At 46.7% G+C, this 26,180-nt stretch carries 21 protein-coding genes and 2 pseudogenes; 16 read left to right on the top strand and 7 right to left on the bottom strand.

From position 1 onward, the window contains the following. Window position 1: 1 nt before the first annotated feature. From LN341_RS21460 to LN341_RS21450, 3 genes are read right to left on the bottom strand one after another with little or no spacing between them, the layout of a single operon-like run. Complete coding sequence (locus LN341_RS21460; protein WP_234205770.1) at window positions 2–1,045, bottom strand: FemAB family XrtA/PEP-CTERM system-associated protein; 1,044 nt, start codon at window positions 1,043–1,045, stop codon at window positions 2–4. Next, window positions 978–1,913 (bottom strand): XrtA system polysaccharide deacetylase, encoded by a 936-nt coding sequence (locus LN341_RS21455; protein ID WP_234205768.1) that lies wholly within the window; start codon window positions 1,911–1,913, stop codon window positions 978–980. Before LN341_RS21455 ends, LN341_RS21460 begins: the two co-directional genes overlap by 68 nt. A gap of 1 nt (window position 1,914) precedes the next feature. Next, window positions 1,915–3,393, bottom strand: coding sequence for a TIGR03013 family XrtA/PEP-CTERM system glycosyltransferase (locus LN341_RS21450; protein ID WP_200896189.1), 1,479 nt, complete (start codon window positions 3,391–3,393; stop codon window positions 1,915–1,917). A gap of 252 nt (window positions 3,394–3,645) precedes the next feature. Between LN341_RS21450 and LN341_RS21445 the strand changes: the two genes are divergently transcribed. The 10 genes from LN341_RS21445 (at window position 3,646) to LN341_RS21395 (ending at window position 14,407) form a co-directional block, all read left to right on the top strand. Then, a complete protein-coding gene (locus LN341_RS21445; RefSeq protein WP_200896190.1) occupies window positions 3,646–4,170 on the top strand; it encodes an XrtA/PEP-CTERM system exopolysaccharide export protein in 525 nt (174 codons plus the stop codon). A gap of 11 nt (window positions 4,171–4,181) precedes the next feature. Then, the gene (locus LN341_RS21440) at window positions 4,182–5,738 is read left to right on the top strand and encodes an XrtA system polysaccharide chain length determinant (protein ID WP_046220260.1); all 1,557 of its coding nucleotides are present in this window, start codon (window positions 4,182–4,184) and stop codon (window positions 5,736–5,738) included. Beyond that, window positions 5,735–6,736 (top strand): XrtA-associated tyrosine autokinase, encoded by a 1,002-nt coding sequence (locus LN341_RS21435; RefSeq protein WP_234205766.1) that lies wholly within the window; start codon window positions 5,735–5,737, stop codon window positions 6,734–6,736. Before LN341_RS21440 ends, LN341_RS21435 begins: the two co-directional genes overlap by 4 nt. A gap of 55 nt (window positions 6,737–6,791) precedes the next feature. Then, window positions 6,792–8,165 (top strand): TIGR03016 family PEP-CTERM system-associated outer membrane protein, encoded by a 1,374-nt coding sequence (locus tag LN341_RS21430; protein ID WP_046220262.1) that lies wholly within the window; start codon window positions 6,792–6,794, stop codon window positions 8,163–8,165. Between the two features lie 2 nt (window positions 8,166–8,167). Further along, window positions 8,168–9,334: an XrtA/PEP-CTERM system-associated ATPase gene (locus LN341_RS21425; protein WP_234205764.1), complete on the top strand. Its 1,167-nt coding sequence runs from the start codon at window positions 8,168–8,170 to the stop codon at window positions 9,332–9,334. A gap of 509 nt (window positions 9,335–9,843) precedes the next feature. Further along, window positions 9,844–9,969, top strand: a complete 126-nt coding sequence (locus LN341_RS21840; protein ID WP_255783142.1) for a hypothetical protein — start codon at window positions 9,844–9,846, stop codon at window positions 9,967–9,969. Between the two features lie 557 nt (window positions 9,970–10,526). Beyond that, entirely contained in the window at window positions 10,527–11,441 is a 915-nt protein-coding gene (locus LN341_RS21420) for a hypothetical protein (protein WP_234205762.1), read from the top strand. 145 nt (window positions 11,442–11,586) lie between these two features. Beyond that, window positions 11,587–12,684 (top strand): hypothetical protein, encoded by a 1,098-nt coding sequence (locus tag LN341_RS21410; RefSeq protein ID WP_234205759.1) that lies wholly within the window; start codon window positions 11,587–11,589, stop codon window positions 12,682–12,684. A gap of 145 nt (window positions 12,685–12,829) precedes the next feature. After that, on the top strand, window positions 12,830–13,456 hold the full coding sequence (locus LN341_RS21400) for a hypothetical protein (RefSeq protein ID WP_234205757.1): 627 nt from the start codon (window positions 12,830–12,832) through the stop codon (window positions 13,454–13,456). Between the two features lie 159 nt (window positions 13,457–13,615). After that, window positions 13,616–14,407: a hypothetical protein gene (locus LN341_RS21395; RefSeq protein WP_234205755.1), complete on the top strand. Its 792-nt coding sequence runs from the start codon at window positions 13,616–13,618 to the stop codon at window positions 14,405–14,407. Between the two features lie 36 nt (window positions 14,408–14,443). On the opposite strand, the pseudogene LN341_RS21390 reads toward LN341_RS21395, so the two are convergent. Next, window positions 14,444–15,393: pseudogene (locus LN341_RS21390) on the bottom strand (IS110 family transposase). Between the two features lie 347 nt (window positions 15,394–15,740). On the opposite strand from LN341_RS21390, the gene LN341_RS21385 reads away from it, so the two are divergent. Further along, complete coding sequence (locus LN341_RS21385; protein ID WP_234205753.1) at window positions 15,741–16,178, top strand: hypothetical protein; 438 nt, start codon at window positions 15,741–15,743, stop codon at window positions 16,176–16,178. A gap of 34 nt (window positions 16,179–16,212) precedes the next feature. On the opposite strand, the pseudogene LN341_RS21380 reads toward LN341_RS21385, so the two are convergent. Next, window positions 16,213–16,497: pseudogene (locus LN341_RS21380) on the bottom strand (transposase); the annotation flags it as partial. 396 nt (window positions 16,498–16,893) lie between these two features. Here LN341_RS21380 and LN341_RS21375 point away from each other — a divergent pair. The 5 genes from LN341_RS21375 to LN341_RS21355 all read left to right on the top strand — a co-directional run bounded on the left by LN341_RS21375 (window position 16,894) and on the right by LN341_RS21355 (window position 21,775). After that, window positions 16,894–17,364 carry a Dps family protein gene (locus LN341_RS21375; RefSeq protein ID WP_234205751.1) on the top strand — a complete coding sequence of 157 codons (471 nt, stop codon included), beginning with the start codon at window positions 16,894–16,896 and terminating at the stop codon, window positions 17,362–17,364. 225 nt (window positions 17,365–17,589) lie between these two features. Continuing rightward, on the top strand, window positions 17,590–17,991 hold the full coding sequence (locus LN341_RS21370; RefSeq protein WP_052730038.1) for a hypothetical protein: 402 nt from the start codon (window positions 17,590–17,592) through the stop codon (window positions 17,989–17,991). Window positions 17,992–18,351: 360 nt separating this feature from the next. After that, window positions 18,352–18,849 (top strand): lipocalin family protein, encoded by a 498-nt coding sequence (locus tag LN341_RS21365; RefSeq protein ID WP_370643794.1) that lies wholly within the window; start codon window positions 18,352–18,354, stop codon window positions 18,847–18,849. A gap of 718 nt (window positions 18,850–19,567) precedes the next feature. After that, a complete protein-coding gene (locus LN341_RS21360) occupies window positions 19,568–20,356 on the top strand; it encodes a DUF2071 domain-containing protein (protein WP_234205749.1) in 789 nt (262 codons plus the stop codon). A gap of 321 nt (window positions 20,357–20,677) precedes the next feature. Continuing rightward, window positions 20,678–21,775, top strand: a complete 1,098-nt coding sequence (locus LN341_RS21355; protein WP_234205747.1) for a Fic family protein — start codon at window positions 20,678–20,680, stop codon at window positions 21,773–21,775. A gap of 881 nt (window positions 21,776–22,656) precedes the next feature. Here the strand turns inward: LN341_RS21355 and prsR are convergent. Next, the gene (gene prsR, locus LN341_RS21350) at window positions 22,657–24,003 is read right to left on the bottom strand and encodes a PEP-CTERM-box response regulator transcription factor (protein WP_046221450.1); all 1,347 of its coding nucleotides are present in this window, start codon (window positions 24,001–24,003) and stop codon (window positions 22,657–22,659) included. A gap of 38 nt (window positions 24,004–24,041) precedes the next feature. Next, window positions 24,042–26,081, bottom strand: coding sequence for an XrtA/PEP-CTERM system histidine kinase PrsK (gene prsK, locus LN341_RS21345; RefSeq protein WP_046221449.1), 2,040 nt, complete (start codon window positions 26,079–26,081; stop codon window positions 24,042–24,044). Between the last annotated feature and the right edge of the window lie 99 nt (window positions 26,082–26,180).

Genomic DNA, 26,180 nt, shown 5'->3' with positions numbered 1-26,180 from the left:
CTTAGCCAAGGTATTTCGAGATACGCGGTCCGATCAGCTTGCTGATGCCAACAGGCATGTTTTGCCAGGCCCTGATTAAATAACGATATTTTGGGTTATTGGGGGACAGGTTGGGTGGCCGCTTTGCGTTCACCAGCGCGATACGATAGTGCAGCGGCTGCTCTTCCATGCCCCAATGCTTTTTATAGTGATAAGCACCCGAATCAATTTTGCTTCTGCCAAAGTCGAACACTTCAGCCCCTTTGGCGCGGGCCAGCAGCATCAGCTGGTAGTACATGAAATCATTACTTTTTAATTCCCTGGCAGCTTGCGTGCCGCCACCGTAGTAGGGAAGCACCTGGTTTTTATAGTAAAAACTCAGCACCCCGGAAACAGGCAGCCCGGCTGCATCACGGATCACCAGTGTGTGACAGCGCCGTCCGAAGGTGTGCTTGAGCTTTTGAAACAGGGCGGGATGAAACACGGGTGTCCCCAGGTTTCTGACACTTTCCGCGTAGAGATCAAAACACAGATCCGGGTTATCCTGCTCGTCCCAACTGAGTCTGTTGTTCATTGCATGACGGATAACGGCCCTTTGTTTGCGCTTGATGCCGGAGAGAACGTCCTCCGGGTTGTCGGCCAGCGTGTTTCTGAACGTGGCATGCTGGCAATGACGAAACCAGGGATCAGCACAAGATTTTTCCTCGCGATCCCGCAACTCAATGTAATCGACCTCAAGAGAGCAGCCTAACTCGAAGGCCGCCGCTTCTAACTGGCAACGGATATCATCATCATTGGCCAATACACCGCCATACACACAGAAAGGCGTTGAAATCAGCGCATGACCAAACAGCGCGCTTTTCTGCTCAAACAATGGCAGCACACCAACCAGCTGATCGTACTGTTCTGCCAGTAAATAATGTGGCTGATGACCAAACACCTCTTTGATGACATCCAGCCAGCCGGTTAAATGGAAAAAACTGCCGTCCTGATGTGCATCAACGTACTGGTCCCAGGCTGTGCAGTCGTTCCGGTTCAGCTTGCGGATCGTCAATTCCTGTTTCATCGTCATGTCCATTCAGTTGATAGGCCTGGCTGACAGTGCTCCACTGAAAATCCTGCAGCAAATGGTGAAGTCGTGCTGTCATTTGTTCTAGGTTGAGGTAATGGCGAAAGCGCGATTTGAACGGTGCCTCAGTGATTCTGGGTTGCTGCGGATCAATTTCCCAGGGGTGAAAATAAAAGCAGAACGGCTGCTGGTATTGCTTCATAAAACGCTGGATCAGGTGTTTGCTGAGCGCATAAGGATAGAGCCGGAAATAACCACCGCCACCGATCGGAAAATTGGTTCCGAATGCCTGATAGGTTGGAATGGGAATTTCAACCAAACCCTCATTTCTTTGATGAATAAAGCGTGGCCAGTCCGGATTCCCGTAATGATCGTGCCTGACAGGATAGGTGCTGCTGCTGAACGTAAAACCCAGGCGATGAAGAATATCGAATGCCCACAGATTTGTGTCATCAATTGAAAAGCTGGGTGCCCGGTAACCGTTGACATATTTTCCCGAAAGATCTTCGATCAAAAACTTACTGCGGCTGACATCCTGAAAAAATTCCTTCTCCGTTTGCTGGTTTGCTTTGACATGATGATAGCCATGGCATGCCAGTTCATGACCTTGATCTGCAATGGCTTTTATCAGGGAAGGGCAAGCGTCAGCCACCCAGCCGAGTATGAAAAAAGTCGCTTTCACATCATGTTCAGCGAAAATATCCATTATTTTCCGGGTGCTGTAATCTACGCGCAAAGGGTAGGATTTCCCCCATTGTGCTTGCTGAATAATGGATGAAAAGGCAGAGACATGAAAATAATCTTCAACATCAACCGTCATTGCATTAACTGGTGGCGTAAGCATCAGAGAATTCATTTTTTTCATGTCATCGCCCCTTACCAAACAAGACAATTTCAGAGGTTCTGATCAGTATTAATATATCGAGTATTACGCTTTTATGTTTGATGTAATAGAGATCGAACTTGAGCTTTTCAATGGTATCTTCAAGGTTATCACCGTATGGGTATTTTAACTGGGCCCAGCCCGTTAAACCGGGTTTTACATATAAGCGGTGATTATAATAGGGAATCTGCTGTTCAAATTGGCTGGAAAAACTCGGGCGTTCCGGACGTGGACCAACAAAGTTCATATCCCCTTTCACAATGTTGAGTAACTGGGGAAGTTCATCAAGGCGGTATTTTCTGATGACATGGCCAACGCGCGTGATGCGGGGATCGCGGCGGCTTGCCATTTGTTCACCCTGCGACTCGGCGTCAGTTTTCATGCTGCGAAACTTATAGATAGAGAAGTGTTTTCCTTTAAGCCCGACCCGGACCTGGGAGTAAAGCACCGGCGCGCGGAACCCGTCTTCCCATTTGATCATCACAATGATGGCGATCAGTATCGGCCAGGTGATTAGTAACAGCAACATGGCAATGGTGCAGTTAAACAGCCAGTATAAACAGCGTCCCACTTTGTTGCTGGTCGCATGCGGGTTGAAGATCACCCAGGAGGGATGGATATGGCTGACAGCAACTTGTCCGGTTTCCCGTTCAATGAAATCAATAATATCAATCACTTGAACGCCATTCATTTTACACTGGAAAAGACTGTCGGTGGGCAGGTTCCCGCGGCGCTCATCCGCAGCAATGATGATTTCTTTAATCTGGTTGGATTGTACAAAGGCTTCCAGCGAGCCTGAAATGTCAAGCACCGGGCTGACATTAGAATTTTCACGGTGATCACCGGGCATGGGGACATACCCGGTCAGCTCAACATGAACCCGGTCAGATTGCCGTCTCATGCAACGATTGATCAGACTGGCCCGTTCGCCTGCGCCCAGAATGAGTACTTTCAGTCTGCCCAGCATCTGATAGCGGGATCGGATTGCGATAAAACGAACGATCATTAAACCGACCAGTGCGCTGCCATACATCCATTCACGGATAAAACCGGCAGGAAAAGGCAGGGGCGTGATCAGGTACAGGCTGGTGGACAGCATATACGCCAAACTTATGGCAACCAATATTCTGACTGTGATGCCACTGTGTGACTCCCGGAGTTTTTCATTGTAAAGCCCGACAGCTAGCAGAGCTAATTGTATTGGAAGTGTATAATAAATGAGATTCAGGACATTTATTAGAATGTCGGTATGCTGTAAATAGGCCGGATTGAAATAAAAAAGAAATAGTTGTGTCCCTGCAAAAGTAGCAGAAAGCATTAATATATCTGCAAAAATAAGCACGGCGTTGCTTAAATTTAAGTCGTGAAATCTTGAGTAAGTCATAATCACCCTTGTCCCAGGTGTAAATAAATAAAATGCCCCTTCCTGTATTGAGTATCGACAAGCATAAAAAATCTGCAAAATAAAAAAATCATATATAGTTAAATTAGTTCAATGACGTTTTTGCCTGCTGTAATTGCAACTTAGTTGGACGCTTCTGAACCTTGGAAAAGGTATGTGAGACACGGACTTATACGCAGGATGGATGCTGATATGACAAGAAGTGGTCACCGATTGAAGTTAACCTGTTTGACGGCTGCCGCGATGGTGCTAGTGACTGGCTGTACGTCAAATTCGTTGCCCTCTTTACCTAAGGCTACGCCTCAGCCTTCTTTGACAAAAAACATCAATCAATACAAATACCTGATTGGCCCCGGCGATACCCTCAATATTTTTGTCTGGGGGAATCCGGAGATATCCGGTGCCTACACGGTTCGTCCTGACGGCATGTTAACCACATCTCTGGTGGATGACATTCCGGCGTCCGGGCGTACACCCACAGAACTGGCAGGTAGCATTGAAGCCCGTTTGGCGGAATATGTCAGGGATCCGATCGTCAGCGTGATCGTGCAAGGGTTTGTCGGGCCTTACAGTGAACAGGTGCGCGTGATTGGGGAAGCCCAGCGCCCCATGGCGATTAACTATCGGGAAAACATGACGCTACTGGATGTGATGGTGGCTGTTGGCGGATTAACAGACTTCGCAGACGGCAATGACGCACGTTTGATCCGCGTGGTGAATGGTCAGCAAAGGGCCTACGGGCTGAATCTGGGGAACTTGCTGCGTGACGGCGAGATTGGGGATAACGTCGACATACTGCCGGGTGACATCATTATTATTCCGGAAGCCTGGTTCTAACTGGAGGTTACATGCAGGAACAATTTCAGAACCTGATTGAGTATCTGCACAGTGTGTGGCTACGCCGCAAATGGATCATCATCGCCAGTTGGGTCATCTGTCCCCTTGGATGGGCTGTGGTGACCTTGTGGCCAAACCAATACACAGTTGAAGCCAGAGTGTATGCCGATACCCGCTCGATCTTGCAACCTTTGCTGAAAGGCCTGGCGATACCGAATGATTCGAATCAGGAATTGAGCCTGATGGTGCAAACCTTGCTGAGCCGGCAGAACCTGGAAACCATTGCCCGCTATACCGATGCCGATTTAAAAGCCACCACCAACGAGGAATATGAAGATATTCTTGCCGAATTAAAAGAAAACATAGAGATCAAGTCCGCGGGCAGGGAAAACCTGTTCAGTATCAGCTACAGCGGAACCGATCCGGTTTATGTCAAAAACGTCGTGCAATCGGCCCTGGATGTGTTTGTTGAAAATACCCTGGGGAAAAACCGGCAGGATACGGATAAAGCCAGTGAGTTCATTGCGCGCCAGTTAACTGATTATGAGAAACGGCTGGCGGATGCCGAGTTAAAGCTGGCTGAATTCAAGCGGGAACATGCCGGTTACTTACCCAGCTCCGAAATGGGCTTCAGAGGTCAGTTAGATGCCGTGAACGGCGACATCGAAGACACCCAGCTTGAATTGCAGGAACGTCAGACGCAACTGGAAACGGCCAAGCGCAAGCTGAATGAGGAAATGGCACTGGCTGCCAAAAATCAGGGGGCACAGCGTACCGAATATGATGACAGGCTGGATGCGCTTCAGGTCCGGCTGGACAGTCTGTTATTCCGCTTTACAGACAAGCATCCGGATGTGAAAGAAACCAAGCGTCAGATCGCAGAGCTGGAAGGGCAAAAACGCGAATGGCTGGCCTTGTCCACCGATGATGGCAACAGTGATTTCAGAAGCACTGAATTTTTTCAGAACCTGAAATTGCTGATCAGCCAGCTGGAGAACGAAGTGGCCTCGCTGCAGGTTCGCGAAAAGGCGCAAACAGAGAAAGCGCTGTTCCTGCAGGATAAACTGGTTCGTATGCCAGATGTCGAAGCGCAGCTGACAGGGCTGACCCGCAGTTACGACATTACCAAAAATAAATATGAAGAACTGTTATCCCGGCGCGAATCCGCACTGATATCCCAGAAAGTGGGCGCGGCGTCGGATGACATCACCTTCAGGGTTGTCGATCCGCCGCGAGCACCGCTGAAGCCATCCGGGCCAATCCGTCCCTTGTTCTTAGCCCTGGTTTTGATTGCGGGCCTGGGAGTAGGGGTAGGCCTTGCTTTCCTGACCAGCCAGCTCTACCCGGTTGCCAGCTCTGCTAACCAATTGTATCAGCTGACAGGCTTACCCGTACTGGGCGGTATTTCACCGACAGAGCAGTCTGGCCTTGCCGCTGTGGCACGGAAAGAAAAATGGCGTTTTGTCTGGGTGAGTGCAGCGCTGGTTGTGTGTTTCCTGGGTTTCATGGCGTTGAATGTCGTGACTTCAATTCATACGCTGATCATGCAGGAGATGGGTTGGATATGAGTATTATTCAGAAAGCGATGGAGAAAAAGTCGGCTGATCGGAATCAGAAAACGGCAAAAACACCATCAGAAAACGACATGGCTGAGAGCGCAGAGTTGCTGTCTGGTCAGTCACTGATTCAGGATCTCGTCCATGAAACCGACTCAGCTAAGGTTCAGAGTCTGGGTCAGAAAGTGGCACCGGACGCCCTGTATCAACCGGTTCATCAGCCCGTGATGTCAGACGGATTTCCGCAAGCCTGGCGACGGCCGGAAACCATCGCAATCGATAGCGAGCGGCTTCGGGATTTGGGCATGGTTTCGCATACAGACAAGCAGGTTAATGCGGCGATCACCAATGAGTTCAGAGCCATAAAACAAAAAATATTTCATACCGCATTCGGCAGTGGGGCTCAGTTTCAGCAAAGAGCCAATTTATTGATGGTGACCAGCGCATCACCGCGGGAAGGCAAAACCTTTACGGCGGTTAATCTGGCGCTCAGCATGGCATCTGAAAAAGACAAAACTGTATTACTGGTGGATGCCAATGTGCTGAAACCCGGGGTGAGTGACATGCTGGGCATACAGGCGCAGGCCGGGTTAATCGATTTTTTGCAGGGGAACGTCACGAACCTGTCGGAAATCATTTATCCGACGTCTATCCCGAATCTGCGTCTGATTCCGGCCGGTAAACCGCACCATCTGAGCAATGAGTTGCTGGCCAGTAATAAGATGGAAAAACTGATGAATGAACTGGCGCACCGGTATCCGGATCGGATGGTGATTTTTGATTGCCCGCCATTACTGGGCATTGTGGAAACCATGACCTTGTCCAAGTTGCTGGGACAGGCACTGGTTGTGGTGGAGCAGGACAGATCAAGGTTGGACGATGTAGAAGTCGCGGTGTCTCAACTGAATAAGGATATGGCAATCGGGTTTGTGATGAACAAAGCCGTGCGCAATGTATTTGGTCAATACAGACATGGACATGAGTATGGCGCTACAGAGGATCAATCCTAGTTTATATTTGCTGGGAAGCCTTTCACTGTTAGGGCAACCCAGTCAGGCGGCGGATGTGAAGTTAACGCCATACGCAGCAACAGAATTCACTTTTACCGACAACGTAGACAGAACCGCCAGCAACCCGCAAAGCAGTTTTATTACTGAGCTGGAAGCTGGCATCGAAGGCACCATCGAAGGGAATCGGGGATTAATCAGCCTGGATTACGCGCTGGGGTATCTGTATTACACCGAGGGCGAACAAAGCGATGAACTGTATCAGGATTTAGATTTTATTGCCTACAAAGGTCTGGGGCGTAGTGGGTTTCAGGTGGATGCCAGCGCGTCTATCGATAACATCGCCAGCGACATTGCAACCGATGCAAATGCCGATGTGATCAGCGGGGACACGATACAGAGCAATGAAGCCGAAGTGGGCCTGAGCTATCAGACCAACCCGTTGAGCACCATGGATTTACGTTCCAGAATCTATACCAATGTGATTAATAACGAAGATGACATCGGTAACTACACGGGCTGGGGCGGAAATATTGTATACGCCAATGGCCGTTCGGTACGGGATACATTCTGGCGTTTGGGGGCATTTTATGACTACCGGAAAGGCCGTGATGATGGTATTGCCACTGAATTCACCCGGCTGAATGAAATCATCGGCTTGCAGACCATCAGCGGATTTTCGCCCTTTTTGCGACTGAATTATGAGAATTACGACGGTGTAACGGATTCCTCCGAGAATGAAATTTTCAACTGGGGCGGCGGTGTCCGCTATTTTATCGACCGTTATTCCTACGGTGAAGTGAGTTACAACTTCTCAGAAGACGATGTGAACAGTGATTTCTGGGCCGGTGCAATCAACTTAAATCCGACAGATAAAACGCGCCTTTATTTCGAATACGACAAGCGAATTAAAGGGGACAGCTATGCCGCTGAAATCCGAAACCGCACTCGGCGCTGGACCAATACCCTGACTTACACGGAATCGCCGGACAGCTATGAAAGGGACAGATTTGTTGATGGCGGGCGCATTGATGAAATCTATCTGAGAAAAGAGGCGCGCTGGTTGTCTGAACTGACACTTCGTCGCACGTTATACAGTTTCTCTCTCTACCAGATAGACAGGGAAACCTTGGAGTCGTTGTCTGATCTGACAGACGACAACTCCCGGGGTATTGAACTGGATGTGAATCATCAGTTGTCTCGTGTGTTGTCCGGCCATATTGGCTATGCCTACGAACGTTATGACTTTACGTATCTTTCAACCGGTGATGAAAGTGATGATTATCATACGTTCAGTCTGGACACTACCTATTTTTTCCGGCCTGAGCTGTTCACTCAGACCGGGGTGGAATATTACACGCGTTCATCGTCGGACTCGGTAAATGATTACGATGAAACCCGGATTTTCATCGATGTAAGGGTGGAGTTTTAGTTATGTATGAAGCGCATTTTGGATTTACGGATAAACCGTTCAAGTTAAGTCCCGACCCACGCTTTTTCTTCGCAAGTCCGCACCATGAGAAAGCGTTGTCCTATCTGCAATACGGACTGTCTTTAGAAGAAGGCTTCATTGTGGTCTCAGGGCCGATAGGCACAGGGAAAACCATTCTGGTTCATCGGTTGATGTCCAGCCTGGATGAATCTGTCACTGCGGTCCAAATTGCCACCACCCGGCTTTCGCCAGATGAACTGGTGAAATTGGTTGCCGCTAAGTTTAACGTCCCCACAGAAGGGATGAGCAAAGCCGATATACTGAAGCGGTTTGAACAGCATCTCTATGGGTTGAGGCAGCAAGGCCGACGCGCCGTGTTGCTGGTCGATGAAGCGCAGAACCTGCCTCCGGAAACCGTCGAAGAGCTGAGAATGCTGTCGAATTTTCAGTTCCATGATAAGCCGTTATTACAGAGCTTTCTGTTAGGCCAGGAAGAGCTGAAAGGCATTATCCGCCTGCCTGAAATGGAACAACTGCGGCAGCGTATCATCGCCTCCTGCCATTTACAGCCGCTGACCGCCGATCAGGTGAAAAGCTACATGCTGCATCGCTTACAGTGCGTGAACTGGCGGGGAAACCCAACCCTGAGCGACGGCGTCTTTGAAGCCATTACCCGATACACCAAAGGCGTACCGAGAAAAATCAATATTCTTGCCGACAGGATTTTTCTTTATGCATGCATGGAAGGCCTGACGGCCATCAATACCGTCAATGTCGAACATGTGATTGCGGAGATGAGCGAAGAGCTTCCCGGAGAAACACCCAGAAGCAAAACTTCAGCGAATGTGGACGGTGATCATCCGCCCATTCAGCCCGATCCGTCACGCGGGTATTCCGCGCCATATAAAAATAATTTAGAGGCAGACAGACAGTCTGAAACTGCGCACGCCTTTCAGGCACTCAATGATATTGAGAAAGTGCTGGATAATGTGATTGAACGAAAAATTGCCACCATCCGTAAGCTGGACCAGTTATTAATCAACAAGCGGAAAATGCTGTTGCAGTCGGGCGAAGAAGGCATTGATGATGAGCTGATCCTGAATGAGGATTATCCGCCAGGGTTGCGGGAGAAGTATTGGGTGAGGAAGTTGATGGAGTCTTCTGACTAAGGGGATTTCATTCAGCGGGTGTCATTTTTGTGGCTGGGGATTCTGGTGCAGCTGAGGTATGTCGCGCATTGGGTTCTGTGGTTCATTTGACATGGGTTGATGCGCGGCAGGTACTCTTTTAAGGCAAAAAGAGTACCCAGAAATGCCTTGTTGTTCTTTGGTGTGGTTCGGGACGGTTGTAGGCGCTCCCGGCGCCGACAACCTAAAAATTCGTCCTGAATTTTTCCCTGAGGGAGTGATTCCTTTTTATTCTGCAAATGTAACCATCCGTCATTCCCGCGCAGGCGGGAATCCAGACAGCGAGTGCGTTTTTGGTGGCTGGGTGAGTATGTCGCGCATTGGGTTTCGTGACTCATTTGACATTGGTTGATGCGCGCCAGGTACTCTTTTGAGGCAAAAAGAGTACCCAGAAATGCCTTGTTGTTCTTTGGTGTGGTCCGGGGCGGTTGTAGGCGCTCCCGGCGCCGACAACCTAAAATTCGTCCTGAATTTTTCCCCTGAGGTGGTGCTTGCCAGCATTTCTGCTGATGCTGATGCTGATGCTGATGCTGATGCTGATGCTAATCGCTAGTGTCACTTGTGGCTTGGTGGGTATGTCGCGCATTGGGTTCTGTGGCTTATTTGACATGGGTTGATACGCGCCAGGTACTCTTTTGAGGCAAAAAGAGTACCCAGAAATGCCTTTTTGTTCTTTGGTGTGGGCCGGGACGGTTGTAGGCGCTCCCGGCGCCGACAACCTAAAAATTCTTCCTGAATTTTTCCCTGATTTTGTACCATCAATACACATTACCAAACCGTCATTCCCGCGACAGGCGGGAATCCATAAAGCGCGTTCGTTCTTGTTGGCTGGCTGGGTGGGTTTGTCGAGCATTGGGTTCTGTGACTTCTTTGTGTTCGGTAAGTGATCGATGTCGCTTCTCTCATTAGCTTATGTGTCGCTGATTTTTGCGTTAAGTCATGAAATACAAAAAAGCAAATAATATCAATTGGGTAGCATCAGGCGATTGAGTAAGATACACGACATGGTGTCGTATATCTTACTGACGGATTTATATGATACGTGTGTTTAATTGAATGAAATCAAGTGATTAGTTAGGTTTTTCCTGAATTAGTTACACGACAGAGTTATGTGACACCATGTCGTTGAATAAAATGTTATATCACCAGGGAACTCAGCAGGTTAGGGGCAATAATGAGAATAAAATTAGATATAAAATCGAACGCAATAGATAGTTTTAACGAAGCACTGGCTAAGCTAGAGAGTGCTCAAAATGGTGATGACAAGGGTTATAAATTTACAATCCTGCACTTGTCCCATGCGATTGAACTTGTTTTAAAAATGTATTTACAAAGCCTTGATGAAAACTTGGTTTTTTCTAAGTGCTATAAAAAAGTAAAACAACGAGCATCAGAAAAGAAAATAGATCTTTTGGCAGCGTACTATGAGTTAGAAAAAGAAGACTTTGATTTCGAAGCTGTAGTGGCTGGTCACGACAATCCATTTACTGTTAACGTAAGTGATGTGTTGGCTATCGCCAAACACGAAACTTGTTCAATCACCGGTAACCATTTTGTTGATCAAAACTTTATTGATGATATTGACTGGATGAAAGGGATTCGTAATGCCATTGAACACTTTCAGTTTGAATTCACGGTAAAGGAAGTTCGCTTGTGCATTGGTCGATTAGTTCGAGGGTTAGATGAATTTGCAGACGTGTTTTCGTTATTCAACTTAGAAAAGGAAGTCGGAAAGCATTGTTACGACACTTTTAAGGTATTGGCTGACGAATATGAGCACGCCTTAGCAGAAGCGCATATGGATGTGCATGAAGCAAAGGATGCATTATTCAGAGGCACTCGACCTAAGCATCAAATGTTTATTGAGTGGAATGAGTACTATTGTGAAGAGTGTCATAATGAAACAATTATCCCTGATAGTGAATCGCCTACAGGTTATAAATGTACATTCTGCGGGAATCAAGAGTCAGGGCAAATTGAAGTAGACTGTGACGTTTGTGGCTTACCTTGGGCTAATGAAGAGATGTCGTATTGGGATGAAAATTTAGTCAACGTTTGCCCTCGTTGTGAGAACCCTGAGGCTTGGTGATATAACAATCTGTTTAAGAGTGATTCGCAACGCTTGGCATTTTTGCTATGTGTTTCGTTTTGTGTTTAAGGTGGTATGCGGCTGCATCGGTATTGCGTTGCTCACACCTTAACAGGGCGTTAGGTTTTTAGAGGTAAAAGGTAAATTGAGCAAAAATAACAAGTTTTGTATCTTTTGTGGTCAAAAACCATCAAATAAGAACAAAGAACACATTCTACCCAAGTGGCTACTTTCAATGACCGGAGATCCAAATCGTGAGGTATCTCTTGGGCGTAATTGGAATTCAAAAGAGCTCGAAGTTCGTAAGTACAACTTCTCTTCTTACACGTTTCCTGCGTGTAAATCGTGTAACGACCAATATGGAGTTATGGAGCGTGAAGTTAAACCTATTATTCAAAGAATAGAAGCTGGTTTTCCTATTAACTTATCAGAAACGGACTTACTTTTAGACTGGTTCGATAAAGTGCGAACGGGGCTATGGCTGGCATCATTTTACCTGAATAAAAACTGGAGAGGCATAGAGCCGTCTTTCTACATAAATCAAAGAGTAGGACAAAAAGACCGTTGCCTTTTCCTCTATAAAAGTGCTGATCCCATTCCGGGTTTAACCATTCTTGGTGTTGATACTCCGTTATTTGATTCTATGCCATCGGTGTTTGGTCTTCGTATAGAGGGGATGTTCTTTATTAGCATATCTACAGATATGTTACTTCATAAGGCGTTCGGCTTACCTGTAATTAAGAATAAGACTGCTGTTGTGGGTAAAGACGGTCACTTCATAAATTTTGAGCGCGGGTCAGAACGAATTATAGAGCCTGACCTAATGACGAAGTATTTTCCTCAAACTTCTACAGGTGTATACCAACCAATAATGCGTGTAGAGGTTCGTGCGCCTGAGAGTAGCGATAACGAGTTTTCTAGTGAGTATTGCAGGAAGTTGTTTAACCATGAACAGTATAAAGGTCCTGCCTTTCTTTCTTCACAATTCGAGTCATTTTCTGAATTTAGCCCTAACTATCAACGGTTCTTCTCTCCAAATAGAGTGTTTAGTAATAATTACCTATCCGCTGAAATATCATGTTGTATTGCTGATCTCCAAAGGGATCTTTACAACGAACATGTAACTTTTGATGGTATTGAGGGGGATGACCTAAAATTTTATGAACAACAAAAACGCAGCACGTTGGCTCTTCATAATGTGATCATCGATACATTTAAGCAGCAAGCAATGGAATATTTGTAGAACAAACCTAACAATCTGTTTAAGAGTGATTCGCAACGCTTGATATTTTCACTATGCGTTGCGTTTGGTGTTTAAGGTGGTATGCAGGAGCTTCGGTATTGCGTTGCTCACACCTTAACAGGGCGTTATAACTAAGGAGTTTATAGTGGAAATTTTTGGGTCGTTAGCGACTATTATCGGCTTAATTTGTAACTTTAAGTCCGAACGAAGAGCTACAACTGATGACGAATATAGAGATTTTATTCAGTGGTTAGAAGATAAGAGGCATAAAGATATTCGAACTGAACTAGAAGAAAACCATCTATTAAGTCTGAGCATTAAATCTTTATTGGGACAAAATCATGACGAATTAATGTTGAAGCTTTCATCGATCGATGATGCTTTATCTAAGCTAACATCTAGAATGACCGGTTTTAAAGAACTTGGTCAAGCTCTAAGAAAAAATGAAGAACTTTCTGACCAAGCCGTTTCTTTACTGAAATCGATGAATAACCAATCATCATACATACTCGCTGAGGTACCTTGTTTTGGTCAAACTCGATATGGTTTATCAGATGATGAAATGTATTCAATATTTTTAACTCGTTTACCTGGTTCAGGTTTTACTCAATCCGAACTTAGGTGGATTGAGAATTTAGACATAATGTTTATTAAAGATGATATAGAGCAGTTGTTATCGTTAGGTCTGATATCATCTAAGAAAGAACATTATGGTGGTATGTCTTATAGGATTACTCGTAATGCTACCAAGTATCTACACGCGCTGACTTAGTTATAACAATCTGTTTAAGAGTGATTCGCAACGCGTAGCATTTTTACTATGCGTTGGTTTAAGTGATTAAGGTGGTATACGGGAGCTTCGGCATTGCGTTGTTCACACCTTAACAGGGCGTTAGGCGATAGTTGATATCATTAATTTATGAGGAGCGAAATGAGTATTACGGAAACGGTCCTAGAGATGCATTATCACAATGCAATCTTGGAGCAATTTAAATCAAATCTAGGACTAGGGAAAGGTAAGTTTAACTTCTATAAGTACTCCACTTCACGTGAGTGTTTTGTCGGTTTTGATCAGGCATTTGTACAATCAAGTTTATCTCCGGATAGCTTGTTTAAACAGCTAAAGGATAGTGCACTGAATAACGGATATAGCCTAAACAATTTCTTCCTCGGGATGTTTTTTCAGTTTAAGGTGGTTCAGGAGTGTAGAAGGAAATCTAAGTGGACGCCATCTACGGTTAAATCCTCACCTCACTACAGAGTAAAACTTGATACTCAAAAAAACATGAATACAGGCTTTTCACAGCATGAGCTTTTATACAGTCTCAATCAAAATAATGCAGGCTCCTTCGTTTACTATGCCTGTCCTATGTTGTTTGAACAACATGAACTGTATGCTGCTCCTGACTTAAAAACATTAAGGCTTGCTGATCTAAAGAGTTGTCCGTCAATGTACACTGATAATGATCGACACTTTATATATTTTGACCAGCAAAACTCTACCCCTATTTGGTGTAGTGAACCGGTAGAAGGAAAAAGTATTAGTGTCGATGAACTAATTACTGACGTTAAACAAAAGCTTGGTTCAGAAGGGTTTCGAGATAATCAGGAAAAATTGATTGACTGGCTCAATGAACCTGTGGAAGAAAATGCCAAAGAGAAAAGGTTTGAGTATCTCTCTGAATCATTGGTATTTATTCAGTTTTCATCTGAGGGTGAGTAATCGCCTAACAAACGACTATGGCGTCAATCGTTAAAATCATGCTGATTTTTCATTCCAGAAGACGCCATCGCGTAACATAGAATTGAGGATGATAACCATCTTCCTGACACAGGCGATAATCGCCACTTTTTTGGGTTTTCCTTCAGCCAGAAGTCGTTGATAGGTGCGTTTAAAAGCAGGGTTACACTGCATAGCGGACATCATAGCCATGTACAGAACAGTTCTGACTTGAGCCCGGCCGCCCTGTTTTTTTCGAAGTCCTTTATACGTCCACTTTCACGGTTCATGGGGGCAACACCTACGAGCGCAGCTGCCTGTTTATTGGTGATATAACCAAGTTCGGGAAGGTTACTGATAATAGAAGCTGCGGCGATTTTTCCGATCCCCGGCATGCTTTGTAAAATGTTATTTTTAGCTTGATATTCAGGGCAGCTTTCGATCAGTTGAATAAGCTTTTTTTCTATTTTCTCGATCTGATTTTTGAATGCTGTCAAGATGGGCTTGATGGTCATCGTCAGCTGTTTGGGCATGATTTGGCGCCGGTTCTTTTCAATGGTTTGCATGGAAAGTAACTGATTCCTGCGTATGACTAAGTCCGCCATCAGCCGCATACTCTCTGGCTTGAGTTGGGTTAGTGTGGGTTTGATTGCTTCAGCATAGTGGGCGATGAGTTTGGCATCGAGCTTGTCTGTTTTGGCGCGTTGTCCAATGGCCCCGGCAAAGCGTTTTACGTGAATGGGATTGGCAATCACGTAAGGCAGACCGGCCTCGACGCAGGCCAAAATAAAAGGCATTTCTAAGCGACCGGTGGCCTCTACAGCGATGCGTTGTGGCGAATGTTGTTGAATGGTTTTGATGGCTTGTTTGATGCCTTTCTCGTCGTTAGAAACGGAGAAAAAGATACCGAGTGGTCGTACGTAGATATCGAGTTGAGATTTTCCGGTATCGACGCCGATATTTACATTTTGAAGTGTTGACGTATTCATAATAAGCTAACTCTGCATTGCGAAATGCGGGTTCGAGACCCAGTCGGCTATTCGAGTGTGGTGCTTGGAGTCCTATGTGGTGTTCATGTTTGTTATCGGTCTCTCAATAGAGGAGCCAGCGTTCAACCGAACTACCACATAGAAAGCTTTCGTTGCAGCGAAAGCCTGGGTCTCACTTTACCCTTAAGCCGGGTTTATTATCCATACAAGACGTTTAAGGCAGATTCCCAACGCTTGGCGTTTTGCATTCTAAGTTGGGTTAAGTGTTTACGGTGTAAATGTTTAGGCTAGGTGGTTGGCGTTGCTCACTACTTAACGCGGCGTTATGTTTCATAAGGAGATGATCAATGAATGATTTTGAAGTTGTTTGTAGAGCGAAAATTGATGGTGATTTTGAAGGTTTTGACGATGAGGTTTTGTTTAAGTTAAACAATGGAACGTACTGGGTTCAAAGTCAGTATAAATATTGGTATTACTATGCATTTTGTCCTGAAGTTCAGATTTTACGCCGACATGGTGTCTATTATCTTCAAGTCGTCGGACAAAATGAAATTGTTCCCGTTGCTCAAATTTCAGATGTGATTGAAAGCCGGATTAATGGTGATTTTAATGGTTGGGAAGGTGAAACATCTTATCAACTTACAAACGGGCAAGTTTGGCAACAATCTGCGTATAAATACACGTACAAATATTCACACATGCCAAGTGTCGTCATTTTCAATTCGGGTTCAGGTTACGTGATGCAGGTAGCTGGCACATCTACAAAAGTACATCGTATTCAGTAAACATAACAAACGACTATGTCGTCAATCGTTAAAATCATGCTGATTTTTTATTCCATAAGACGCCATCGCGTAACATAGAATTGAGGATGATAACCATCTTCCTGACACAGGCGATAATCGCCACTTTTTTGGGTTTTCCTTCTGCCAGAAGTCGTTGATAGGTGCGTTTAAAAACAGGGTTACACTGCATAGCGGACATCATAGCCATGTACAGAACAGTTCTGACTTGAGCCCGGACGCCCTGTATTTTTCGATGTCCTTAATATCGTCCACTTTCCCAGTTCATAGGCGATACGCCGACCAACGCAGCTGCTTGTTTATATTCACAATCCCAGGGTAAAAATACATGGATGTATTTTTAGGTTGTCGGCGCCGGGAGCGCCTACGACCGGCCCGGACAACACCAGAGGACAAAAGGCATTTCTGGTTACTGTTTGTGCCAGCAAAGAGTCACTGGCGCGCATCCTACGGTGCTGAGAAAAACACCGAACTCAAGCGCGACATACTGACCCAGCCATTAAAAATCGCACTCGTTGTATGGATTCCCGTTTGTCGGCGCCGGGAGCGCCTGCAACCGACCCGAAAGAGATGATGTCCTTCAAAGTGGTCCTGTAGATCACCCCCTCACCTTGGTGATCCTCGCCGTGGGTACTAAAGTTATGTTTGGCTAAATCAATGTCATAGACGAATTTTGACATCAAGCGAGGAAAACTGGATGACTAGCATTGATATTGGAATCAAGACTGAAGATAGACAGAAAATCGCGGAAGGACTAAAACACCTTTTGGCTGACTCATATACCTTGTATTTACAGACACATAATTTTCACTGGAATGTGACCGGACCTCAGTTCCGCGAATTACATCTGATGTTTGAAGAACATTACACCGAATTGGCAACTGCTGTAGATGATATCGCAGAGCGTATTCGAACCTTGGATGTACCTGCTCCGGGCACTTACAAAGAGTTTTCGAGACTCAGCTCAATCAAGGAAGTGGAAGGCGTGCCGAGTTCAGAAGAAATGGTGGACCTGTTAACCAAAGGACATGAACAGGTTGTGAAAACCTCTCGAGAGGTCTTAAAGTTGGCGCAGTCTGCAGACGATGAATCAACGGCAGCGTTAGTTTCAGACCGCATGCGGATACATGAAAAAACATCATGGATGTTACGGGCCTTAAGGAAGTGAGTACATCCGGATTCTGTTCGGGATTTAGATGTTCCATGGCGATAGCATCAGGCTGCACAGTATTGCTGACATCATGGCCATAAAAAGTATTACGCGTGTTTGGCTAAATCGATGCCATAGACAATTTGTGGCATGGTGGCCTCTGGTTAGCATGAAATCAGACATACAAAATTGGTGAAGTCTGAAGGGCGCCATGTCATTTGTTAGGCACGATGGGAGCAGGCAATGCTGATGTTAGTCGCTTTCAAGGCGCTGGTTATTTGGATTGTTATCCTCGTTCTGGCTGTTGCCAATGGCGTGCTGCGTGAATCGGTACTTGTACCCAGGTTCGGCACGCCAGTCGCGCTCGTGCTTAGCGGTATACTGCTCTCAGCTTTCATCATCGGCGTGGCGTACTTTTCTCTGCCATGGCTGCATATCAGCCGGCCTCTCGTGCTCTGTGCTGTCGGAGCGGGCTGGCTTGTTCTTACACTCGTTTTTGAGTTTTCGTTCGGGCTTTGGCAAGGCAAATCGTTGTCCGAGTTGCTCAAGGCCTACACATTCAAGGATGGCAATATCTGGCCTGTTGTTCTTGCAACAACCTTCTTTGCGCCATTCATCGCTGCCTGGCTGAGAGGATGGGTGTAATGCGCCTACAACCGACCTGGACAACACCAAAGAACAAAAGGCATTTCTGGTGACTGTTTATGCCAGCAAAGAGTCACTGGCGCGCCTCAAACTGTGCCGGTGAAAATACCGGACTCAAGCGCGACATATATCCGCCTGAATTGATGCCCTTTTCAAGTGGTTCTGTGGATCTCTACCTTGCCTTGATGATCCTCTCCGTAGATACTGAAGCTGTGTTTGACTAAATGAATACATAAATCAGAATGTGGGGCAGCCTGCGGTTATTACGGGATCAAACATGACCCAATGTGGTAAAGCCTGAAGACAAGCCCTTTGTCATTCATCTAAGTATTCGGAGGCATTTTGAGAGTAACCTTGTTGATGATATGTGCAGCCTTGCTTAGTGGCTGCATGGGTATGCCTGAATCAGTAAAACCTGTGTCGGGGTTTGAACTGAATAATTATCTGGGTAAATGGTATGAGGTGGCCCGCCTTGACCATTCGTTCGAAAGAGGCCTGAGTCAGGTCACGGCTGAGTACAGTATGCGTGAAGATGGCGGTGTTTCGGTGATCAATCGGGGTTACTCTGAAGCTGATAACGAGTGGAAAGAGGCGGAAGGCAAAGCTTACTTTGTGAACAGCCCAACAGATGGTTATCTCAAAGTCTCATTTTTTGGTCCATTTTACGGTTCTTACGTTGTGTTTGAATTGGATCGTAAAAATTACAGTTACGCCTTTGTGTCTGGCCCGAATACTGACTATCTATGGCTACTTTCTCGAACGCCATCAGTTGAACCGGCGGTGATGGAAAAATTCATTCAAATGTCGTCTGAGCGGGGATTTGACACAAAACAACTGATTTATGTTCAGCAGAAATAACTACCCTGTAAGCGATTAAGGTGGAGACATAAAGCACCGCGCTTTGACTTGGTCATTGCTGGTGGCGTTATGCATCAGGGCAACAGGAAGATGATGGTAACGAGTTTTAAAATTAGCGCAGTTATTGGATTATTGATTGGCTTTACAATGTGCTACTTAGGTTGGCAACACAATCCTCATTGTGAGTTTCACTGTGATGGTTCTGTGGATTGGTTTGCTCTATTTATTCTGTGGGCGAGTTGGTTTGTTTCGGTAGGTATAATTGGTGGTGCGTTGATGAGCTTAATTTTTTTATTTTTAACATCGCACGCAGAGGTCATAATATATGAAAAGCTATCGAAATTGAGCTTTTTATTTCACTACGTAACAAGTTAAAGTTATCGGACATCAAAGCTGTCATTTTTTGCTCTTAAAAATTCGCCAGCATCACCAAGCCGGTGTCCGGCGCGTATCAAGTCGTGCGAGACAAACACCGAACTCAAGCGCGACATACATTCGCCTGAGATGATATTTTAAAAGTGGTTCCAAGATTCATGACAGTTATCCATCTTGCCTTGATGATCCTCACCGTAGATACTGTAACTATGTTTGGCTACATCAATGACATAGTGAAATTGTGGCATGGTAAACTCCGGTAATTTAACTCTGGTGCTGGTATCAAGTGTGGAAAAGCCTGATATGGGGTTCCATATTATTCTATAAATTTCAAGGAATTATCGTGCAAGAAAAGCGAAAGCTAAAAGATTACTTAACCGATAGACCAAAGCCAAAGGGTATAGATATACATTGTGGCTTGAAGCATTTTGCGATTATTACTTATGCTGTTCCGGCTGAGCGTTTCCAAGGGATTTTACCTGAAAGGTTCCAATTGGATACTGTCGACATTAACGGTAAAAAAATGGGGTTAATATCAGTCGTTCCATTTATTGATGTTGATTTTACTTCGGCTGTTTTCCCGTTTCCAAAATTTACCATGGGGCAAACAAACTATCGAATATACATCATCGATAGCAAAACGGGTGAACGTTGCGTCTGGTTCCTGGGTACAGTTTTAGATTCCTGGACACTAACTGTGCCAAAATATTTATGGAGTCTTCCCTGGCATTCAGGAAAAATTAGCTTCGATTGCACTTTCAATGAAGCGACTGGTTTGTACGATAAATACCATATGGATACACAGTCGAGTTGGGCCGAAGCATCTGTTGATTTAGTTCAATCAGAATCTGATTCATTTGACTTTCCGGGATTCCCGGATACCGAATCTGCATTAGTTTATCTGACGCACCCTCTGGCAGGGTTTTATTATCGAAGAGACAAGAAACCAGGTACATATCGCGTATGGCATAAACAGTTGGACGTTAAACCAGCTAAGTTACTGTCAGCAAAATTTAAGCTTCTGTCTGATCTCGGTATCGTTCACGAATCAGAGCAACAGGCTCCGTACAGTGTTTTAATTGAACCGATAAATGAATTTACGATTTACTTGCCCCCAACAGTTGTAGGGTAAAAATTCAGGACGAGTTTTTAGGTTGTCCGCGCCGGGAGCGCCTACAACCTGACGGACATCACCAGAGAAACAAAGGCATTTCTGGTGACTGTTTGTGCCAGCAAAGAGTCACTGGCGCGCATCAGACGGTGCCAAGTTAGCCACTGAACTCAAGCGCGACATACCATTAAACTCAGACATATTACGAAACCCATACATAACCACCAAGCACAATGACGTGATTACACATCTCATTCGAATCACTCTGTGATTTGATTAACCCTCTTTAATGAATCATAATTTGATTCGAATAAGGTGTTTTATTGCATCATGGAGCGACAGATGTGGATATGGCAACAACCCGGCTGGCCGAATTTTACGTGGGATAAAAGCGTTATCGAACCGCGTCTCAGAGAAGTTCGCCTGAATCAGGGGATTTTATTGGGCAAGATGATGAGTCAGTCGCAAGACAGCACTCAAACTCTGCTTGATACGCTGTTAGCCAATATCCTTCATTCCAGCGCGATAGAAGGGGAGAAACTCAATGCGTTCTCTGTTCGCTCATCGTTAGCTAATAGGCTGGGTATTCGTGAGGAAAGGCCATTTCCGACCACAGAGCAGTCTGACGGATTTGCTGAAATCATGCTCGATGCCGTCGAGAATGCAGACGCTCCGCTCACGCTGGCGCGCATCTTACATTGGCACGACAGACTGTTTCCCGAAGGTTATACGATGTTCAACCCTGTGATTGGTGGCCGGCTCAGGGGAGAGGCGCCGATGCAGGTTGTTTCCGGCAGGATTGATCGCCCGGTGGTTCACTTTGAAGCGCCCGGCAGGGAAGTACTGGAAGGGGAGCTTGCTCAGTTTATTGAGTGGTTCAATGTGTCCAAAGCCGATCCTTCCCTTGATCCCTTATTAAGAGCGGCAATTACGCATTTATGGTTTGTTACACTGCACCCGCTAGATGACGGGAATGGTCGTATCACCCGATTACTGACAGATTTAGCACTGGCTCAGGCGGAACAGCAGTCAGTGCGTTTTTATGCGATGTCTGTGGCAATTCTTGCTCATCGAGGCAGTTATTACGAAATATTAGAGCAAACCCAGAAAGGTGAACTGGACATTACCCCCTGGTTACAGTGGTTTTTCAATATCCTGGATGAAACCTTCTCACTGGTGCTCAAAGAAATCGATCAAACCATATATAAGACAAATTTCTGGCGGAAAGTTGACCAGACCAGTCTCACATCAGAGCAGGTTAAAGTACTTAACCGCATGCTGGATGGCGACTTTGAGCAGGGAATCAGCGCTGGCCAGTACCATAAAGTGGCGAAAGTGAGCAAACCAACAGCCACCCGGCACTTAGCCACATTGGTTGAACTGAGGTGTCTGGTTAAGTCAGAGTCAGGTGGTCGAAGTACTCGCTACCACCTGCCATAAGCAGCATCGGTGGACCATACATAGTGTCAGCTCAATTTATGGATTCCCGCCTGTCCCGGGAATGACGGCTTGAGAATGCAGATTGGAGACACAACCCCAGGGTAAAAATACAGGGATGTATTTTTAGGTTGTCGGCGCCGGGAGCGCCTACAACCGACCCGGCCCACACCAAAGAACAAAAAGGCATTTCTGGTGACTATTTGTGCCAGCAAAGAGTCACTGGCGCGCGTCCGACAATGGCGAGAGAGTCACTGAACTCAAGCGCGACATACTTACTCAGCCTTAAAAATTGCACTCGTTATGTGGATTCCCGCCTGTCGCGGAAATGACGGCTTGAGAATGCAGATTGGAGACACAACCCAGGGTAAAAATTCAGGACGAATTTTTAGGTTGTTGGCCCCGGGAGCACCTACAACCGACCCGGCCCACACCAAAGAACAAAAAGGCATTTCTGGTGACTGTTTGTGCCAGCAAAGAGTCACTGGCGCGCATCCGACAATGGCGAGAGAGTCACCGAACTCAAGCGCGACATACTTACTCAGCCTTAAGAATTGCACTCGTTATGTGGATTCCCGCCTGTCGCGGAAATGACGGCTTGAGAATGCAGATTGGAGACACAACCCCAGGGTAAAAATTCAGGACGAATTTTTAGGTTGTCGGCGCCGGGAGCGCCTACAACCGACCCGGCCCACACCAGAGAACAAAAAGGCATTTCTGGTGACTATTTGTGCCAGCAAAGAGTCACTGGCGCGCATCCGACAATGGCGAGAGAGTCACTGAACTCAAGCGCGACATACCACGATACCCAGATATACCACGATACCCAGATATACCACGATACCCAGATATACCACGATACCCAGACATCCCATCAAACCCATTCACTCATTCTTCACCGTATACTTATCCATCAGCGAGTACAGGGTTGGCCGCGTGATCCCCAGGATATTGGCGGTGTGAGACATATTCCCGTTACTGAGTGACAGCGCTTTTGCGATGGCCTGTTTTTCAGCCGCTTCTCTGACCTGACGCAGATTGAACGCCATGGGTTCGAGGTCGTCTTCGATCGGTTGAAGCGCTAAATCAAGCGAGCTGATGAATTTGTTATCCGACATGATCACCGCCGATTTCACCTTGTTTTGCAGTTCACGGATATTCCCCGGCCAGTTGTGCTGCAGCATTGCGCGTATAGCGTCATCGGTGAAGCCGCTGATTTTCCGCGGTGATTGCTGATTGGCCTGCTGCAAAAAGTAGCGGGCCAGGATGAGGATATCCTGATCACGATCGCGCAGTGGCGGGTTATGAATGGTAATTTCACTGATGCGGTAGAACAAATCTTCCCGGAATGTTTTATCTGTCATCATTTGTTCGAGATTCTGGTGGGTGGCGCAGATGATTTTGACATCCACCGGAATTTCATGGCGGCCACCGACACGTTCGATCACTTTCTCTTGCAGGAAGCGGAGTATTTTGGCTTGCAACGGATAGGGCATGTCGCCGATTTCATCAAGAAACAGCGTGCCACCGTCTGCACATTCGATTTTGCCGGCCGTGGTTTTATGCGCGCCGGTAAACGCACCTTTTTCAAAGCCAAACAGCTCACTTTCAAGCAGATGCTCCGGAATAGAGGCACAGTTGATGGCGATGAAAGGTTTATCCGCTCTTGGCCCTTTGGCGTGAATGGCACGGGCGATCACTTCTTTGCCTGTACCGCTTTCCCCCAGGATCAGGGTGGTGATCTCCGTCGGTGCGATGCGTTCTATCATCCGGCAAACTTGCTGTATTTGCGGACTGTTTCCGATGAAACCATTGGCTTCCAGTGAGGACTGGCGCAGATTGAGGTTTTCCGACTCCAGCTTGGCGACCACAAATGCCCGGTCGATAATCACGGCCAGAATGTCATCATCAATTGGTTTGTGATAGAAATCGTGCGCGCCCAGTTCGATGGCTTTGAGCGCATTGGCTTTGTCATCATTGCCGGTGATCACGATGATTTTTGTGTAAGGTGCCAGCGCCAGAATTTCCTGTAATATCGCCAGCCCTTCTGATGCATTGGCTTCATCAGGTGGAAGACCGAGATCTAATGTCACGACTTTAGGCTCGTACCGTCGTAACGCGGTAATGGCAGATTTTCTGTCATCAGCCATGACGACCTCGTACTGAGGGAAGCACCATTTCAGTTGTTTTTGAATACCCGGATCATCTTCAATGACAAGTAATGTATCCATATTTCGTTCCTTTCTGGCGAATGCTTTGTCCCGGGGGATCAGGCTGTCACAGTGACAGGCAGATGAATCGTGAAGGTCGTCCCTTTGCCTGGCGCTGATGCCACCTCTATGTAGCCGCCTAATTGCTCAATCAGGTTTTTTGCGTCATAGGCACCAATCCCCATGCCTGCGTTGCCTTTGGTGGTATCAAAGGGCTTGAATAATCTGTGCTCGATAAAATCGCTGCTCATGCCGCTGCCGTTATCAGCGATGATGATCTGGTAATAGCCATCTTGCCGTGCTGTCGATACATGCACATAACCGTGTTCACCGGTGGATTCCTGTGCATTCTGAACCAGATGAGACAGTATGTTGCTGAAGCGTTCTCTGTCTGTTTTCAGGGTAAACGGCAGGCTGGCCTGCCTGATGAATTGCGGTGCAGGCATTCGGACGGCGCGGGTATCGCAGACTTGTCGGATCAGATCTTCAATGTCGGTGTCTTGTTCAGACTGGCTTTCCACCCGCTTGTTGTTGAGCTGGTTCAGCACTTTGGTCAGCCGTTGCGCGGCAGAATCGACCGTGTCAAAGGCATCACTGATAAAATCCGGGTTATCCCTGTGCTTGGTTGCATTCTTACTGAGCAATTGCAATTGCGCTAACACGTTTTTCAGGTCATGAACCAGAAAAGCAGACATGCGGTTGAAGGTATCGAACTGCTGGCTTTCCGCGAGTTTCTGATTGGTTTCAAACACATTGAGATACACAGACAACTGGCGGCTGATCGCCTTCATTAAATCACGATCTTCCCAGTTCACTTTTTCTGTCGAGGTGGGCCTGGAGAGCAGACACACGCCCAGGGTGCCACTGCTGCTCGACAATGGCACGATATAAGACAACTCTTGCACAGCGGACAGCGCGGATATATCTAGCCGGAATGGTGCGGGCTCCTTTCCTTGCCGGGTTGCGTCGACATCCACAATCCACTGATGCTCAATGGCCGGTAGTGATGCTGTGCTGAGTAATCTCTGAATATCCGGATGCTGGCTGTCAATATTGTGGCAGGCCCGGACTTTCATGTGCGGGCCTTGCCGGGTGGCTAACACACCGCTGTGACAGCCAAACGGATGCAGCATGGCACGCAGCGCTGTGTCGTATTGTGTGCCTTCCGGGTGTTCAAGTGCCGTGGCAAAACGCATCCATTCTTCACGGTATTCGTATTTATTGGCGAAGAAATGTTTGGTGATAAAGACCATGATGTTTTTGCGAAAGGTATCTGACAGAAAAAGGCTGGCCAGTACCAGCGCGCTTAAAGCAAAAAACAGGATCTGAACGGTATCGCTCCAGCTTTCACCCATAGATTTGATATAGTAACCGGCGAGCGCCATCACCAGCAGATACCCTGCCGCCACGAGTAACAGCGTGCTGTGATAGATAATATCCCGTGAGACATACACCCGGCTTTGCCAGTGCTTGATCCGCCGCGCTGTCAGCAGGATGAAGGGCAGGGACATCAGGGCTATCCAGCCTCTGCCGAGCCAGAAACCGGAAGCCAGAATGTTGGTGAGAAAGGCATCCGCATACAAAGCAAAGTGGTAAGCAAAATAGACCCCCAGCCCCAGACAAATCGGCTTGACGGCCCAGCGATCGTCTTTTTGGGTCCGGCGAAAACGCAGTTCGACAAACCACAGGCCGATGATCGCCTGACATAAGTGCAGAAAAAGGAAAGTACGCTGGCCAAATACTGGCCAGGCAAAGCGTGCCAGTTCAAGCAGTAGGGTCGCGGCGATGAACAGGCAAAGCCAGCGGGGGGCTTTTTCCCGGAAGATGTCTTTCACCTGCCCGGCATTGGTTAAGCTGCTGGATACCAGCAGGCACCAGCCCAACGTCAGTAAGCTCTCGGTCAGCAGCACAGGCAAAATGGAAAGCTGGTCGCGGATTTGAATAAAGGACATGATGGCCCAGACTGTGCCAAGGAGACAGTTCAGCTGGAGCAGCCTTTTAGGCAGGCTTTTTTCTCTGGTTGTCAGCAGCAGCAAAAAAATGAACAGAAAACCTGTGGCGGCTGACAAGTAGCCAATGTTTCCCAGCAAAGTATCCAAATATACATTCCTTTATTCAACGAGGAATCAAGGGACTGAGTCATGTGTGAGTCGCAGGTGCACAGTGTTTCGCTCAGTCGGACATTTTTGCGATTCCTA

This window comes from Photobacterium sp. TLY01, from assembly GCF_021432065.1.
Taxonomy (GTDB): domain Bacteria; phylum Pseudomonadota; class Gammaproteobacteria; order Enterobacterales; family Vibrionaceae; genus Photobacterium; species Photobacterium halotolerans_A.
Note: the sequence above shows the minus strand (reverse complement) of the source record. Positions and strands in the feature narration are given on the sequence as shown.